Source organism: Methyloversatilis universalis FAM5 (assembly GCF_000214035.2).
GTDB classification, from domain to species: Bacteria; Pseudomonadota; Gammaproteobacteria; order Burkholderiales; family Rhodocyclaceae; genus Methyloversatilis; species Methyloversatilis universalis.
The window spans coordinates 45,480-61,387 of record NZ_AFHG01000058.1; the positions used below are offsets into that span (position 1 = coordinate 45,480).

At 64.4% G+C, this 15,908-nt stretch carries 15 protein-coding genes; all 15 read left to right on the forward strand.

The genetic code is table 11. The features are described from left to right. Positions 1–2: 2 nt before the first annotated feature. The 15 genes from METUNV1_RS17210 (at position 3) to METUNV1_RS17280 (ending at position 15,898) form a co-directional block, all read left to right on the forward strand. On the forward strand, positions 3–710 hold the full coding sequence (locus METUNV1_RS17210) for a WbqC family protein (RefSeq protein WP_139026399.1): 708 nt from the start codon (positions 3–5) through the stop codon (positions 708–710). Next, positions 707–1,612, forward strand: coding sequence for a class I SAM-dependent methyltransferase (locus METUNV1_RS17215; RefSeq protein ID WP_008064005.1), 906 nt, complete (start codon positions 707–709; stop codon positions 1,610–1,612). Before METUNV1_RS17210 ends, METUNV1_RS17215 begins: the two co-directional genes overlap by 4 nt. Then, the gene (locus METUNV1_RS17220; RefSeq protein WP_008064006.1) at positions 1,609–2,901 is read left to right on the forward strand and encodes an MBL fold metallo-hydrolase; all 1,293 of its coding nucleotides are present in this window, start codon (positions 1,609–1,611) and stop codon (positions 2,899–2,901) included. The genes METUNV1_RS17215 and METUNV1_RS17220 overlap by 4 nt, the downstream gene beginning before the upstream one ends. A 4-nt stretch (positions 2,902–2,905) precedes the next feature. Beyond that, the gene (gene pseI, locus METUNV1_RS17225) at positions 2,906–3,964 is read left to right on the forward strand and encodes a pseudaminic acid synthase (protein ID WP_008064007.1); all 1,059 of its coding nucleotides are present in this window, start codon (positions 2,906–2,908) and stop codon (positions 3,962–3,964) included. Between the two features lie 76 nt (positions 3,965–4,040). Next, positions 4,041–5,072: a hypothetical protein gene (locus METUNV1_RS17230; RefSeq protein WP_157257868.1), complete on the forward strand. Its 1,032-nt coding sequence runs from the start codon at positions 4,041–4,043 to the stop codon at positions 5,070–5,072. Then, positions 5,051–5,803: a methyltransferase domain-containing protein gene (locus tag METUNV1_RS17235; protein ID WP_051165324.1), complete on the forward strand. Its 753-nt coding sequence runs from the start codon at positions 5,051–5,053 to the stop codon at positions 5,801–5,803. The genes METUNV1_RS17230 and METUNV1_RS17235 overlap by 22 nt, the downstream gene beginning before the upstream one ends. Before the next feature lie 120 nt (positions 5,804–5,923). Next, positions 5,924–6,973 (forward strand): glycosyltransferase family 2 protein, encoded by a 1,050-nt coding sequence (locus tag METUNV1_RS17240; protein WP_008064009.1) that lies wholly within the window; start codon positions 5,924–5,926, stop codon positions 6,971–6,973. Then, positions 6,973–8,844 (forward strand): asparagine synthase (glutamine-hydrolyzing), encoded by a 1,872-nt coding sequence (gene asnB / locus METUNV1_RS17245; RefSeq protein WP_008064010.1) that lies wholly within the window; start codon positions 6,973–6,975, stop codon positions 8,842–8,844. Before METUNV1_RS17240 ends, asnB begins: the two co-directional genes overlap by 1 nt. Beyond that, complete coding sequence (locus METUNV1_RS17250) at positions 8,814–9,794, forward strand: glycosyltransferase (protein ID WP_008064011.1); 981 nt, start codon at positions 8,814–8,816, stop codon at positions 9,792–9,794. Before asnB ends, METUNV1_RS17250 begins: the two co-directional genes overlap by 31 nt. Then, positions 9,791–10,471: a CatB-related O-acetyltransferase gene (locus METUNV1_RS17255; protein WP_008064012.1), complete on the forward strand. Its 681-nt coding sequence runs from the start codon at positions 9,791–9,793 to the stop codon at positions 10,469–10,471. Before METUNV1_RS17250 ends, METUNV1_RS17255 begins: the two co-directional genes overlap by 4 nt. Positions 10,472–10,511: 40 nt before the next feature. Further along, positions 10,512–11,270: a glycosyltransferase family 2 protein gene (locus METUNV1_RS17260; protein WP_008064013.1), complete on the forward strand. Its 759-nt coding sequence runs from the start codon at positions 10,512–10,514 to the stop codon at positions 11,268–11,270. Continuing rightward, positions 11,270–12,220, forward strand: a complete 951-nt coding sequence (locus METUNV1_RS17265) for an NAD-dependent epimerase/dehydratase family protein (RefSeq protein ID WP_008064014.1) — start codon at positions 11,270–11,272, stop codon at positions 12,218–12,220. Before METUNV1_RS17260 ends, METUNV1_RS17265 begins: the two co-directional genes overlap by 1 nt. After that, positions 12,217–13,203: an MraY family glycosyltransferase gene (locus tag METUNV1_RS17270; protein ID WP_008064015.1), complete on the forward strand. Its 987-nt coding sequence runs from the start codon at positions 12,217–12,219 to the stop codon at positions 13,201–13,203. The genes METUNV1_RS17265 and METUNV1_RS17270 overlap by 4 nt, the downstream gene beginning before the upstream one ends. Continuing rightward, on the forward strand, positions 13,200–15,086 hold the full coding sequence (locus METUNV1_RS17275; protein WP_008064016.1) for a polysaccharide biosynthesis protein: 1,887 nt from the start codon (positions 13,200–13,202) through the stop codon (positions 15,084–15,086). Before METUNV1_RS17270 ends, METUNV1_RS17275 begins: the two co-directional genes overlap by 4 nt. Next, a complete protein-coding gene (locus METUNV1_RS17280; RefSeq protein ID WP_008064017.1) occupies positions 15,083–15,898 on the forward strand; it encodes a symmetrical bis(5'-nucleosyl)-tetraphosphatase in 816 nt (271 codons plus the stop codon). The genes METUNV1_RS17275 and METUNV1_RS17280 overlap by 4 nt, the downstream gene beginning before the upstream one ends. The last annotated feature ends 10 nt before the right edge of the window (positions 15,899–15,908 follow it).

Here is a 15,908-nt window from a genome sequence, read left to right on the forward strand (position 1 = left end):
TCATGCAGCCGACCTACATGCCGTGGGCAGGCTACCTCAACCTGATGGCACAGGTGGACTGCTTCGTGTATCTCGACGATGCGCAGTTCGAGAGGTCGTCCTGGCATCACCGCAACCGGATTCTGGCCAACGGTGCGCCGGGCTGGCTGACTGTTCCCGTACTCAGGGGCCACCTCGGCGCCAGCATCAACGAGGTGCGTGTTGATGACGCTGCGCCGTGGCGTCGCAAGCACCGGACGCTTCTGGCCAACACCTATGCCCGGGAGAAATATGCGCAAGAGATGCTCGAGGCGGTTGAGCCCTTGTCGAACACGTCTCTGGTGCATCTGGCCGATCTGAACATTGCCGTGCTGGAGGTGCTGCGGGGCAAGCTGGACATCGCCACGCCCACCGTGCGCAGCAGCGTGCTCGGAACAGGCGGCTCACGTACGAGGCGCCTGATCGACATCCTCGCGCAACTGGGCGCGACCGAATACGTCACCCCGCCAGGTGCTCTGGAGTACCTTCAGGAAGACCGCTTTCCTGAACTATCCCCGGCGCGACTGTGGGTGCACGATTTTCAGCCCGCTACCTACACGCAACGGAACACCGCAGCCTTTGTCAGCCATCTGTCGATACTGGATGTGGTGGCGCATCTCGGCTGGGAAGGCGCAAGTCGCTACATCCGGCCATTAGAGGAAACCGCAAAGATATTCCAGGAGAACCCATGACAAACGACGCTCGCTATCGGCTGGAACAACATCCTGACTTCGGCTTCTTTCAGGTGAAGCCGACGCCCTCGCAGGAGGAAATCACGCGCTTCTACGCTGAGGAGTTCTACAGCACGAAGTACAAGGCCTTCAACAACTCCGCTCTGGAGGTGCAGGAGGCTGATCGCGAGTTTCATGATGCCCACCGTGAAGACATCGCGCGCCGGATTGAATCGCTGCTGGGGCGCCCGCTGGCGGGTGTCAGCATTCTGGATATCGGGTGCGGCTGGGGTCAGACCATGCGCTATCTGGCATCCCGTGGAGCCATCTGCTCGGGTTTCGATCCCGCGCCCGAGGCCGTGGCCTACGTTCAGTCCTGCGGGCTTGAGGGTGTTCAGGCAGGCATGGAACGCATGGACGTATTTGCCGGCCGACGTTTCGACGTGGTGATGCTCATGAATGTTCTGGAGCATCTGTCGGATCCGGTGACCGTCATCCAGGAGATCCAGCGGAACGTGCTGAAGGATGGTGGGCTCCTGATCGTGGAGGTGCCCAACGAATTCAACGCGTTCCAGGTGGCGGGTCAGGAGCTGCACGGTCTGTCGCAGTGGTGGGTTGCGCCGCCGGCCCACCTGAACTATTTCAGCGCATCCACACTGAAGCGATTGCTGGACGCGTCCGGTTTCACCGTCTCGCACCTTGAGTCCAGTTTTCCGCTTGAGATGTTTCTTCTGATGGGCGACAAGTATGTGGGCGATCGTGAACTTGGGCGGCAATGCCATGAGCGGCGCATGGCGTTCGAGTTGAATCTGCGCAGGCTCGGCAGAACCGATGTTCTGGAAACCTTTTACCAGGCGCTTGCCAGCGTCGATCTTGGCCGGCAGGTCATTGCCTACGCGTCAAAGGACGGAGGCCGGGCATGAAGTTCACCAACATCGGCGGTGCGACGGCCATTCTCGAGCACCGCGGCAAGCGCATGCTGTTCGATCCTTGGCTCGACGACGGGATATTTCACGGGTCGTGGTTTCACTGGCCACCGGCAGCGGCCGAGATTCAGGATCTGGGCAGATTCGACTACGTATATATCTCGCACATCCATGAGGACCATTGTTCGGCAGGAACGATCCGGCATATCAACCGGGATGCCGAAATCATCATCATGGATCGCCAGCCCAATTTCGTCGCTCAGTTCCTGAAAGCGAACGATTTCAATTTCGACAAGGTGCACCTGGTTCCCCCGAGAAAGGGGATGCAACTGTCGGACGATCTTTTCGTGGACATGATCGAAGCGGATCCGGCCAATGAGATGGCCTATCTGGTTGACTCGTCCATCGTGATCTGCTGGGACGGCCACGTCATCTTCAATGCCAACGACTGCCAGCCTCATGCCGCTGGCGTGGCCTATCTCAAGGAGCGCTATCCCCGGATCGATCTCGCGCTGCTGCCGTATTCGGGGGGCTCCGGCTATCCCAGCTGTTACGTGAACCTCTCCGACGGGCAGAAGCAGGCTGAGAAGGACCGGATCCTGAAGCAACGGACCGCAGGTTTCGTAGAGAACACGCGGCAGATCGATCCACGCTACGTGTTGCCGTTTGCGGACCAGTACGTCGTGGGTGGATCACGTTCGCATCTGAACCGCTACGTCTCCCATGGTTCCTGCCCGGGCGTAGTCGCATCGCAGGTAGAGCAGGCAGGTCTGGGTGACCGTCTGCTTCTGCTCAACTCGGGCCAGACCTTCGACCTCGAGTCCGCCGCGAAACACCCGCCAGAACCCTACCGGATGTTCTCCGAGGACGACCGGGACCGGTACATTGCGGATCACCTCGCGGATAAGCCCTATGACCATGAACGCGTGATGTTCGCACGTTCGGTGCCCGTCGAGCGGCTGATGCAGCATGCCCGGCAACGGCTATGGGATGTCCAGACTCGCCGGCAGACATTTCCGCAGTGGCGCCTGGTGCTTGACTGCACCGACAGCCGGCGCCGTTTCGTGATCGATCTGCAGGCCGAGGGCGTCCAGGAAACGGATTTCGAGGCGACCGTACCTGAGCCCTTCCTGCGCATGTCAGGTTCGGACACGCTGATGATCATGCTGCTCATGGGCCATGTCTCGTGGAACATTGCTGATGCGGCCCTGTTCCTCGATTACGAGCGACGGCCCAACACCTACGACCCGTCGATCTACGTGCTGCTGAACTTCCTGAGGCTTTGACATCGTGACCCCTACCGGATTCGAACTCAGTGGGCGCCGCATCGGGCGCGATGCGGCGCCCTTCGTGATCGCCGAAATGTCCGGCAATCACAACCAGTCGCTCGACCGCGCGCTAGCCATCGTCGATGCCGCGGCAAAGTCGGGCGCGCACGCATTGAAAATCCAGACCTATACGCCGGACACCATGACGCTGGATCTGGAGGAACGCGAGTTCTACGTTTCTGATCCGAGCAATCTGTGGACGGGCACCTCGCTCTACCGGCTCTATGGTGAAGCCCATACGCCGTGGGACTGGCACGCACCGATCTTCGAGCGCGCGCGCGCGCGGGGCATGATCCCTTTCAGCACGCCGTTCGACGATACCGCGGTCGACTTTCTCGAATCGCTGGACGTGCCCTGCTACAAGATTGCCTCATTCGAGAATACCGATCTGCCGCTGATCCGCCGTGTGGCGGCGACCGGCAAGCCGCTCATCATTTCCACCGGCATGGCCACCCTGGCGGAACTGGATGAAACCGTGCGCGCCGCCCGCGGGGCGGGCTGCCGGCACCTAGTGCTGCTCAAGTGCACCAGCACCTATCCTGCTTCGCCGGCCAATACTCACATCCTCACCATCCCGCACCTGCGCGAAATGTTCGGCTGCGAGGTCGGTCTGTCCGACCACACCATGGGGGTCGGCGTGTCGGTCGCCAGTATTGCGCTCGGCGCCAGCGTGATCGAAAAGCACTTCACGCTGGACCGCAGCGAGGGCGGAGTGGACTCCACCTTCTCGATGGAACCACATGAGATGGAGCAACTGGTGGTGGAGACCGAGCGCGCCTGGCAGGCGCTGGGCCAGGTGAGCTACGGGCCGACGGAGGCCGAGCGTAAGTCCCTGCAGTATCGGCGCTCTCTCTACATTACTGCGGACCTTATGCCAGGCGACGTATTGACGCCTCAGAATGTACGAGCAATCCGGCCCGGTTTGGGGCTTGCACCAGGGTTCTATGAAGTGGTGATGGGCAGAGCTGTTACCTCTGCTGTTGCGCGTGGCACGCCCTTGTCTTGGGATTTGCTGAAGTGAGTCATCCGTATCTTCACCTCGGCGGCCACGCGAATGGCCTTTCTTTCACTGATTGAGTCATTTTGTTCCGTTATCAATGGTCCATATCAACCCACTTGGCATGACGGATGACGAACTGGAGGCGGCCTGCATCCGCAGTCCTTTCGAAATTCGTCACAGCTACAGCTGGACCGCTGAAGTCTACAGTTTTGGAAAATGCTTCAGGGAGGCTGCTCGATATCCAAAGATGTTTCCCCTTTATGTGTACTCTGATCACGGGGCAGCTCTTCATTCCAATCTTTTTCCCCATGAGTTGAATAACGGATGCAGTGTCCATTTTACGTGGCACCCTGATAAGGTCGAAAAGAATCCGGCTTCGAAAAAGAAGTTGATTCATATCGAACATCCGTGGATCTCTTATCGGCGCCTTAAAGGCTTTCGTCGTGCGGACTCGACCTCGGGCACCCTTGTTTTCTACACGCACACCGTTCCAGGCGTCAAACTTGAGGGCTGTGGTGGCGATGAGTATTTTGACCAGTTGCGTGCCTTGCCCCCGGAGTTTCATCCTGTCGTTCTCTGCCTGCATATGCACGACATAAAGTCAGGCTTGTACAAGACGCTGCGTCGACATGGCTTCCCGATTGTTACCGCGGGAAATACGAGTGCGGATAATTTTGTCGATAACTTTTACAAGCTTGTTTCAAGATTCTCCTATGCGTCTTCCCAGGAGTGGGGGTCGCAGTTGGCTTACTGTGTCGAGCTTGGGATTCCGTATTTTCTTCTCGGACGTGTGCCTCGTCTGATAAATCTGAGCCATACCGAGATGCCTCTCGGCATGGTGGATGAATATCAGGATGATAATCACAGGCGATATATGGAGACGGCGCGTCAGCTTTTTTCCTATCCCAGCGTCAGTCTGACTCGCGAAAAGACAGATTTCATTGAGAATATTCTGGGAATGCGATCCGGGGTGAAACCTGCAGATCTGGGCGGAATAATCTGGGGCGAATTTTTCAGAAACTGGAGGAAGTGGTATCTGGTGCCACAGGCGATACTGCTGACCGCAGCCCGCGTGGTGTTTTCGGGAACACTTGAAAAGATCTATAGATGGCGCATGCGCAACAATTGAAATTCGTCTCTCTGGTTCGTGAGTTCTTCCTGCCATCGATGAGCGGCGTCAGAGTGCTCGAGATAGGGTCCTATGATGTAAATGGCTCGATCAGGAAGATATTCGATGGCAGTGAGTACCTGGGTGCGGATCTTTTTGAAGGCCCCGGCGTCGACGTGGTTTCGTCTGGACATCTGCTGAAAATGCCGGACGAAAGCTTCGATCTTTCGATATCCTCCGAATGTTTTGAACATAATCCATTCTGGATTGAAACTTTCAACAACATGTACCGGATGACCTCGGGCTCCGGTATGGTAGTTGTTACATGTGCATCCCGCGGACGGCTCGAGCACGGTACAACCCGGACCTCGCCTGAAAAGTCGCCCGGCAGTCAGAAAATTGGATGGGATTACTATCTGAATCTTGAACAATCTGATTTTCTGAAAAATATCGATCTGTCGGCCATGTTCAGCAAGTGGGTCTTCTTTTACATACCGGTGAGCCAGGATCTCTATTTTGTAGGCTGGAGAGGTGATGCGCCAGCACCGGATGTCCTGCGGGCTTTCTCCGCCCAGGTCGATGCAATAAGGAAGATGTCCAATTCGTCGGGCCCGCTGATGCATTTTCTCGCCGCTGTCGAGAGGTGGCTGCTCTTTCCGCTTACCTGTCTTGGGGATCGCACGTTCCAGAACTTCATGGTCCCGTATTCAAAGCTGCGCGGGCGCTTGTATCGCCTGGTGCTCGGGCGCTGAGGGCGGCCCGTCCGCTACAGGGATCGCTCGGCTGATGTCGCACTTCAGCGCTGCATCCACATCATGCTCGGCTTGCCCAAATAGGCGACCCGCGGCGCTCTGCATGTTTCCGGTTCAACGATGTCCGACAGCACCTCTCCACTGATATCCGTCTGCATTCCGACCTACAACGGTCACCCGTACATCGAGACGCTGATCACCGAGCTGCTGCGCTCATCGCGCAGCGATTTCGAGATCGTGGTGTCGGACGACTGCTCGACCGACGAGACCTGGGATTTCGTCGTTCGGGTCAGCCAGACCGATCAGCGTCTCCGGTGCTTTCGCAACGAAAGCAACCTCGGCATGGACCGCAATTTCGCCGCCTGCGTGGCGCGTGCGCGCGGGCGCTTCGTGTGGCTGACCGGTCAGGACGACCGCCTGTTCCACGAGGGGCTGGATGCGATTGCGGCCATGATCCTGGCGCGTCCGGAACTCGATTTCCTGCACCTGAACTACACGCGGGTCGAAGAGGCCAAGAGTGACGGTGCGTCCATCCGGCCGGTCGCCGGCGATCAGCATCAGTTCGGCGTCGGGATAGACAGCTTTCTGGCCCGCACCGGCGGATGGCTGCCCACCTTTCTTCCGCTGTTCGTGATGAAGAGGGCGCTCTGGGAGGGCGTGGACATCAGTCACTATTTCGGCACGTATTTCTGTCAGGTGGGGGCCTTCGTCGAGTCCTCGCGCGCGATCCGCTGGTGCCACCTGGACGGCAACTACGTGGTCGGACTGACGCCGGTCAATGGCTGGCAGTTCAAGCCGCTGTCTTATGCCCGCATCGTTTTCGGAAACTACATCATGCTGGACCGTGTCGAGCGGCGTTGCGACTGGCTGGGGCCCGCGTTCATCCGGACGCAGTACCGGAAGATCTACGACCAGCTCGTATATGTGCTCATCATGCTGAGTGCCTGCCGGCTCAGGGTGGATGACCCTCTGCTGGAGGGCATGAAACAGGCGGCCAGCCGCGTGCCGTATGTGAGCCTGACGCTCAGACTGATGCTGCACATGCCGGCGCCGCTCGGGAAGCTTGCGGTCCTGCTGATCAAGGCGCGCCGTGTGCTCCGTCGATTCCGGTCGGGCATGCAATCAAGGTTGAGCACGCGTTCCGCTGCCCAGGGTGCGGGGTCGAGCTGATGTGCGGCATTCTCGGGTGGGTCACCACGCAATCGACGGACGGGCGGGCGCGTTTCGCCAGGGCGCTGGACACCCTGCGGCATCGCGGCCCGGACGACGGCGACGTCTACGCCGCGGACGGCATCCTGCTCGGGCATCGCCGGCTGTCCATCATCGACCTGAGCAGCGCAGGGCGTCAGCCCATGGAGGATCCCGCGCTCGGCAACGTGATCACCTTCAATGGCGAGATCTACAACTACCTCGAGTTGCGTGCCGAGCTGGAGGCGCTCGGGCACGTGTTCCGGACGGCCACCGACACCGAGGTGCTCCTCCACGCTTTCCGGGCCTGGGGTCCGCAGGCGCTCAACCGGCTGAACGGGATGTGGGCGTTCGCGATCTGGCAGCCGGCGACCCGCACCCTGTTCATGGCGCGGGACCGCTTCGGCGTGAAGCCCTTCCATTACGCACTCACCCGTGAGGGGCTGGCCTTCGCGTCTGAACCGAAGGCCCTGCTGGAACTGTCGCCCGAGCTGCGGCGAGCCGACGATGCGACCGTCTTCCGGTTTCTGTCGGCAGGCGAACTGCACGCCGGTGAAGACACCTTCTATGAAGCGGTGAAGACGCTGCCCGCGGGCTGTTACGCCGAGTTCGGTCCGGATGCCGGCGCACCGAAGATCCGCCGCTACTGGGATTACCCTGCGCCGGTGTCCGTCGTGCAGGATCCGGAGGAGGCTGCCCGCGAGTTTGCGTGCCTGCTGGACGATGCGGTCCGGCTGCGCACCCGCAGCGATGTCAAGGTGGGGCTCACGCTGTCCGGCGGCCTCGATTCCACCGCCATCCTTGCATCGGCACAGCGCCTGTCTCCGCAAGGCCTGCAGTGCTTCACTTCGGTCTATGGCGGGAACGAGCGAGGCGAGGCGCGATGGGCCGCCGCCGCCGCCCGTCCCTACGGAAGCGTACCGCTGGAGGTTGAAGCACCCAAGCAGTCCTGGCTGGACACGCTGCTGGATATCGCGTGGCACATGGACAGTCCGGGCTATTCTCCGGCGGTCTATCCGTTGTGGCACCTGATGAAGACCGCGCGCCAGCAGGGCGTTTATGTGCTGCTCGAGGGGCAGGGGGCGGATGAGGCGCTCGGCGGCTACCCGCAGTACGCAGCGCTTTCGGTGCTGCAGCATCTTCGCGGCATGCGCGGGTTTGCCGACTTCGGCGCGCTGGTCCGTACCGTCAGGACCTCCGCGCAGACCTTTTCGGCGCCCGTGCTGTTCAAGTGGCTGCTGCGCGAGCTCTTCCCGGTGCTGATCACGGCGAACCGCGGGCTGGCCGGCGCGGCGTCAGCGCTCGATCCGGCCTTCCGCGCATCCATGGAGGGCCGGGCCGCTGCAGCGCATCCGGCGGGCAGCCGGGCGGCGGGCCACGATCTGCTGACCGCACGGTTGCTCCAGGACCATTCGAGAAATATCCTTCCGGCGCTGCTGCAGTATGGTGACGCGGTCAGCATGGCGCATGGCGTCGAGTCCCGTCTGCCGTTCATGGATTACCGTCTGGTCGAGTGGCTGTTCGCCCGCGATGCGACGTTCAAGATCGCGGATGGGCGTACAAAATGGCTGCTCAGACGCTACTTGCTGCAGGCGGGGCAGCCGGAAATTTCGGCCCGAAAAGACAAGCAAGGCTATCCCACGCCGGTGGAGCGGTGGATGGCGGAAGACAACGGGCGCTTCGTGCGCGATCTGCTGCTGGCGCCTGACGCCTGCATACGCAGATACTGCGACAGCGCGGCACTTGCACGCCTGATCGACCGGCACGCCTCGGGCCGCAAGGGCAGCGGCAATCACGTGTATCGACTGGTGAGTACCGAACTATGGATGCGCCGCTGCCTCTCCCAACCGTGACGCCCCGCGCCCCGATCGCGCTCTTCGTCTACAACCGTCCGGAGCATACGCGCCGTACCGTCGAGGCGCTGGCCGCGAACGAGGGGGCCGCGGCGTCTCCGCTGTTCATCTTTTCCGATGCCCCGCGCACGCCTGCCGCTTCACCGCTCGTGGAGCAGGTGCGTGCGTATGTGCGCACGGTCACCGGCTTTGCGCAGGTGACCGTGGTCGAGCGCAGCACGAACATGGGTCTGGCCCGGTCCATCATCGAGGGCGTCAGCGATCTGACCGGACGCTTCGGCCGGGCCATCGTGCTGGAGGACGATCTGGCCACCGCCCCCGGTTTCCTCTCCTTCATGAACGACGCGCTCGATGCCTATGCTGATGACCCGCGGGTGCTGAGCGTATGCGGCTACATGTATCCGGTGATGTTCGATACCCCGGCCGACACCCTGTTTCTGCGTGCACCGCACAGCTGGGGCTGGGCCACCTGGAAGGACCGCTGGTCCCTGTTCCGGTCTGACGGAGCGGCGCTTCTGCAGGCACTCGAGGCGCGGCAGCTGCTGGGCGCGTTCGATGCCAACGGGCCTCACGACTACACCCGCATGCTCAAGGACCAGATCGCCGGCCGCAACGATTCATGGTTCATCCGCTGGTATGCGGCCTCTCTGCTCGCCGACCGCATGTCCCTCTACCCGGTCCGGTCGCTGGTAAGCAATATCGGCATCGACGGCAGCGGTGTTCATTGCGCGGAGTGGCGCTTCGATCCCTATGCGGTGCAGCTGCAGGGCGGGCGGCTCAAGGTCGAGGTGGCGGAACCGGTCGAGTCCCCCGCAGCGAAGGCGACGCTCGCCCGTTACTACCGACGGGTGCAGTGGCTCCGCTACGTGAATTTCGCCTACCGGAAGCTTGCGCCGCTGCGGCGTCTTGTCGGGTGGACCGACCCTGCCCGGCAGACGGTGCGGCCATGAGCCGGATGCTCGATCTGCTGCGCTGGGTGCTGGTGCGCCGGCGGGCGCTGGCCCGCCGCCTGCCCGGCTTCCATGCATCCGTGTTCAGCTATGCGGATGATCGCTCCACCTTCGAGGGCTACAACCGGCTGACGCCGGGTACACTGGCCTTCAGTGCGCGCGTCGGTCGGGCCAGCTACATCGGCGGCGCGCGTGTCCAGAACTGCCGGATCGGCGCTTTCTGCAGCATCGGGGCTCGCACCCGGATCGGCGGCCTGAGCCGCCATCCGACGCACTGGCTGTCCACCCATCCCGCCTTCTTTTCGCCCCGGGCGCAGGCCGGTTTTTCCTTCGTCGACGCGCTGCATTTCGACGAAGTGGCCGATGTCACGATAGGCAACGACGTGTGGATAGGCGCGGGCGTGATGGTGCTTGACGGCGTGACCATCGGGGACGGCGCGATCGTCGCCGCCGGCGCCGTGGTCACCCGCGATGTTGCGCCTTACGCGGTGGTCGGCGGCGTGCCCGCACGGGTGATCCGTTTCCGGTATCCGGACGCGTCCATCCGGGCGCTGCTCGAACTGGCCTGGTGGTCGTGGCCGCTGGAAAAGATCCGTGCCGCGGCCCCGCTGTTCCGGCAGCCCGGCGATCAGGCCGTGCAGCAACTGGTCGAGTTCGACCGCCGCCATTCATCGTGATCGCAGCCGCAGTGCCCTCAGAGGGGCAGTCAACACATCCATGAAGATTTCCATCATCACCGTCTGCTACAACTCGGTCGCCACGTTGGGCGACACCCTCGCGTCGGTGGCCGCCCAGGACCATCCGGATGTCGAACACATCGTGATCGACGGCGGGTCCACCGACGGCACCCAGGCGCTGGTCGAGCGCGAGGGCGGCCATGTAAAGGTGTTCGTGTCGGAGCCGGACAAGGGCATCTATGACGCGATGAACAAAGGCATCCGTCGGGCGACCGGCGACATCGTCGGCTTCATCAACGCGGACGACTTCTATCCGTCGCCCGACGTGCTGTCCTCGGTGGCCGGCGTGTTCGAGGACCCGGGCATCGAGGTGTGCTACGGCGACCTCTGCTACGTGCGGCAGGACGACACCTCGCGCATCGTGCGCTACTGGCAGTCCAGCGATTTCCGGCCCGGGCTGTTCCTGCGCGGCTGGTGCCCGCCGCATCCGACCTTCTTCGCGCGTCGCGAGGTGTATGCGCGGCACGGGCTGTTCGACCTGCGCTACCGCATCGCGGCCGACGTTGAAATCATGTCGCGCTTCCTCGAAGTGGCCCGCGTGCGTGCCCGCTATCTGCCCAAGCTGCTGGTCAAGATGCGCATGGGCGGCACCACCAACCGCAGCCTGGGCAACATCTGGCGGCAGAACCGCGAAATCGCCGACGCGCTGAAATCGCACGGCCTGCCGTTCTCGCTGCCGCGTTTCGCGCTGTCCAAGGTGCTGTCGCGCGGTCGCCAGTTCGTGGCGCGTCCGGACTGATGGCGGGCGTGTCGGGCGGCCCGGTCGTGGTGACCGGGGCCAGCGGTTTCGTCGGGCGCGCCGTGGCCGGACGTCTGCTTGCTGACGGCATCGCGGTGCGACCGATCGTGCGCACCCCGGGCAAGGGCGGGCCGGACGCGGTGTGCGGCCCGGCGCTGGGGCCGGAGGCCGACTGGATGCCGGTGCTTGCCGGCGCCGCGGCGGTCGTGCATGCGGCCGCGCATGTCCACATCGAGCCGGCAGGCGGCGAGGCTGCCAGAGCGGATTTCCACCGGATCAATGTCGACGGCACACGGCGCCTCGCCGAACAGGCCGCGGCAGCCGGCGTGCGGCGCTTCCTGTTCATCAGCTCGATCGGCGTGAATGGCCCGCGCGCCGACCGCCCGTTCACCGAGGACGACAGGCCGGCGCCGCAGGGGTCGTATGCGGAATCGAAGCTCGAGGCCGAGACGGCGCTGCGCGAGGTCTGCGGGCGCACCGGCATGGAGTGGGTTGTGATCCGTCCGCCGCTGGTCTATGGCCCGCACGCGCCCGGCAACTTCGCGCGTCTGGTGCGCTGGATGGCGCGTGGCGTACCGCTGCCGCTGGGTGCGGTGCATAACCGGCGCACGCTGGTGGCCATCGACAATCTGGTCGACCTCATCGTGACCTGCCTGCACAGCGAGGCGGCCGCCGGCCAGCTCTTTCTGGCCGGCGACGGTGAAAGCCTGTCCACACCTGAACTGCTGCGCACGGTCGCGCAGGCCCGGGGCCGGCACGCCCGGCTGCTGCCGGTGCCGGTCGCGCTGCTGCGGGCCGCAGCGGCCGTGGTCGGCCGTTCTGCCGATGCCGAGCGCCTGTGCGGCAGTCTGGAGGTCGATATCGGTAAGGCGCGACGGCTGCTCGGCTGGGCGCCGCCGGTGAGCGCGTCCGATGCGCTGCGCCGCGCCGCCGCGGAGTCCGCTTCATGACGGTCGCCCTGTCTTCACTGCTGGCGGCCGTTGTATCGGCTGCCGGTGCCGCTGGCCTGCTCTGGCTGCTGCTGCGTACCGGCTGGGCCTGGCGTCTGGCCACCGACGAACCCAACCACCGTTCGCTGCACACGCGCGTGACGCCGCGGGTGGGCGGCTGGGGCATCGTGGCCGGCAGCGTGCTCGCGCTGGCGGTCAGCGGCGTGGCGCCGCCGTGGGCCCTGCCCGCCGCCGTGCTCGTGGGGGTGTCCTTCGCCGACGACCGCCACGGCCTGTCCACCGGACTGCGCTTCGGCATGCATTTCGTGGCCGCGGCGGCGCTGGTGCTGCTGGCCGGTCTGCCCGGGCTGTGGGCGCTGCCGGTGGCAGTGCTCACGGTGTGGATGACCAATCTGTACAACTTCATGGACGGTTCCGACGGGCTGGCCGGGGGCATGGCGCTGTCCGGCTTCGGGGCCTGTGCACTGGCGGCCGCGGCCGCCGGAGAGCCTGAACTTGCCGTGCCGGCCGCGGCGCTGGCCGGCGGAGCCGCGGGCTTCCTGGTGTTCAACCTGCATCCGGCCCGGGTGTTCATGGGCGACGCCGGCTCCATCCCGCTCGGTTTCCTGGCTGCCGCGCTCGGGCTCGAAGGCGTGCTGCGCGGCGTCTGGCCGGCCTGGTTCGTGCCGGTGGTGTTCGCGCCCTTCATCGTGGACGCCAGCGTGACGCTGGCGCGCCGCATGCTGCGGGGCGAACGCTTCTGGCAGGCCCATCGCGAACATTTCTACCAGCGGCTGGTACGCTCCGGGTTTGGGCATGCGCGCACGGCATGGTTCGCCTACGCGTTGATGGCGACCTGTGCCGCCTGCGCCCTGCTGGCCCGTGCGCTGGACAGCGCGTGGACGCCACCGCTGCTGGCGCTGCCGGCCGCGGTGCTGCTGGCGGCCGGCCTCTGGATAGACCGCCGCTGGCGCGCCTGGAACGACACTCAGGACATTCGATGAACCGCAACATCCGTTCGCTGATGGTGTATGCATTCGACCTGCTGGCGATGTTGATCGCCTGGGTCGGCGGCTACCTGCTGCGCTTCAACTTCGTGTGGCCGCATCAGTACACCGACCTGATGCTCAGCGGCGGCATCATTCTGCTGCCGCTGCACGCCATCATCTGCCGCTGGGCAGGCCTCTATCTGGGCATGTGGGTATTCGCCAGTCTGCCTGACCTGCGCCGGGTACTGAAAGCGGTGGCCGCGTCCACCCTGGTGCTGGGCGTGATGATGCTGCTGTACCGGCCAGGGCCGCTGCTCATCCCGCGTTCGCTGCTGGTGCTTTATCCGCTGCTGCTGCTCATCGTGATGGGCGGTGGCCGGGTGGCCTACCGGATGTGGAAGGAACACCGCCTCTACGGCGGCCTGATTGCCCAGGGCCGGCCGGTGGTGGTGGTCGGCGCCGGCCGCGGTGGCGCCATCCTGGTGAAGGAACTCGAGCGCAGCCCGGACTGGCGGGTGGTCGGTCTGGTCGATGACGATTCGCTCAAGTGGGGACGCGAACTGGCAGGGCATACGGTGTACGGGCCGGTGTCCAGCCTGCCTGAAGTGCTGCAGGCGGAAAAGGCGCGACACGTCATTCTGGCGATGCCGTCGGCCGCGCGTGCCAGCATCCGTGCCGCCACCGACCTGGCGGCCGCGGCGGGCGCCGAGGTATTCACCGTGCCGGGCATCGAGGATGTCATGTCCGGCAAGGTGTCCATCGAGGCGCTGCGCAAGGTCGAGATCGAGGATCTGCTGGGGCGCGAACCGGTGCAGCTGGACAACGACGGCCTGCAGCACCTGATCGGCGGGCGCACCGTGCTGGTCAGCGGTGCGGGCGGCTCGATCGGCAGCGAGCTGTGCGTGCAGATCGCCCTGCTGAAGCCGGCGATGCTGGTGCTGTTCGAATCGTCGGAATTTGCGCTCTACCGCATCGAGCAGAAGCTGCAGGCGCTGTATCCGGGGCTGGCGCTGCGCTGCCTGGTCGGCGACGTGAAGGATGCGACCCGGATGCGCGCCGTGCTGCAGCAGGCGCAGCCGCAGGTGGTGTTCCATGCGGCGGCCTACAAGCACGTGCCGCTGATGGAGAGCGACAACGCCACCGAGGCGCTGCGCAACAACACGCTGGGCACGCTGGTGATCGCGCGCGCAGCGGTGGCGGCCGGCGTCGAGCGTTTCGTCATGGTGTCCACCGACAAGGCGGTGAATCCGACCAATGTGATGGGCGCGAGCAAGCGGCTGGCCGAAATGGTGTGCCAGGCCATGCAGGGCGCGGGGCGCACCCGTTTCGTCTGCGTCCGTTTCGGCAATGTGCTCGGCTCCTCCGGCAGCGTGATTCCGCTGTTCCAGGAGCAGATCGCCCGAGGCGGTCCGGTCACGGTCACGCATCCGGACATCATCCGCTATTTCATGTCGATTCCCGAGGCGGCTCAGCTGGTGCTGCAGGCGGCGCTGATGGGCGAGGGCGGCGAAATCTTCGTGCTCGACATGGGCGAGCCGGTGCGCATCGCCGATCTGGCGCGCGACATGATCCGGCTGTCCGGCATGTCCGAAGCCGACATCAAGATCGAATTCACCGGGCTGAGGCCGGGCGAGAAGCTGTACGAGGAACTGCTGGCCAGTGACGAAACCACGCGGCCGACGCATCACCCCAAGGTGCGCATCGCGCGGGCGCGCTCGGTCGATGACGAGCTCTGGCTGGCACGGCTGGAGCGCTGGCTCGGTACCGGGCTGCCGGCCGATCCGCCGGCGCTGCGGGGCGAACTGGCGCAGTGGGTGCCCGAGTACACGCCGCAGAACGACGGCCCGGCACCGCTGCCGACCGCGCCCGCCTCGGGCGAACGCGTGAGCGGCACATGAGTACCTGGGCCATCGGCGACCTGCAGGGCTGTTTCGATCCGCTCGAAACCCTGCTCGAACGCTGCGGCTTTGACCGGCGGCGCGACCGGCTGTGGTTCGTCGGCGACCTGATCAACCGCGGTCCGAAGTCGCTCGAAACGCTGCGTTTCGTGCGTGACCTGGGCGACGCGGCGGTCACCGTGCTGGGCAATCACGATCTGTCGCTGCTGATGATCGCCGCCGGCCACGGCAAGCTGCACCGGCTCGACACCTTCCATCACGTCCTGGACGCGCCGGACCGCGACGAACTGGTCGACTGGCTGCGCCACCGGCCGATGATGCATGTGGACGGGCCGCACGCGATGGTGCATGCCGGCCTGCTGCCGCACTGGGACGTGCCGCAGGCGCTCGGCCTCGCGCGCGAGGTCGAGCAGGCGCTGCGCGGCGCGGATCATGTCGAGTTCATGGCGCGCATGTGGGGCAGCGAGCCGGCGGCCTGGAGCGACACGCTGGCCGGCTGGGACCGCCTCCGCGTCATCGTCAATGCGATGACCCGCATGCGCTTCTGCACGCCGGGCGGGCACATGGATTTCCACAGCAAGGGCGAGCCGGACGAACCGCCGGTGGGCCATCTGCCCTGGTATGCGATCGAAGGCGCGCGCTGGCGCACCCACACCCTGGTGTGCGGCCACTGGTCGGCCCTGGGTTACCGCACCGCGCGCAACCTGATCGCGCTCGATTCCGGCTGCCTGTGGGGCGGTCAGCTGACCGCGGTACGGCTTGAGGACGGTGCCGCGGTGCAGGTGGACTGCGAGCGCTGTGCGCGGATGTAGCCGCATGCGG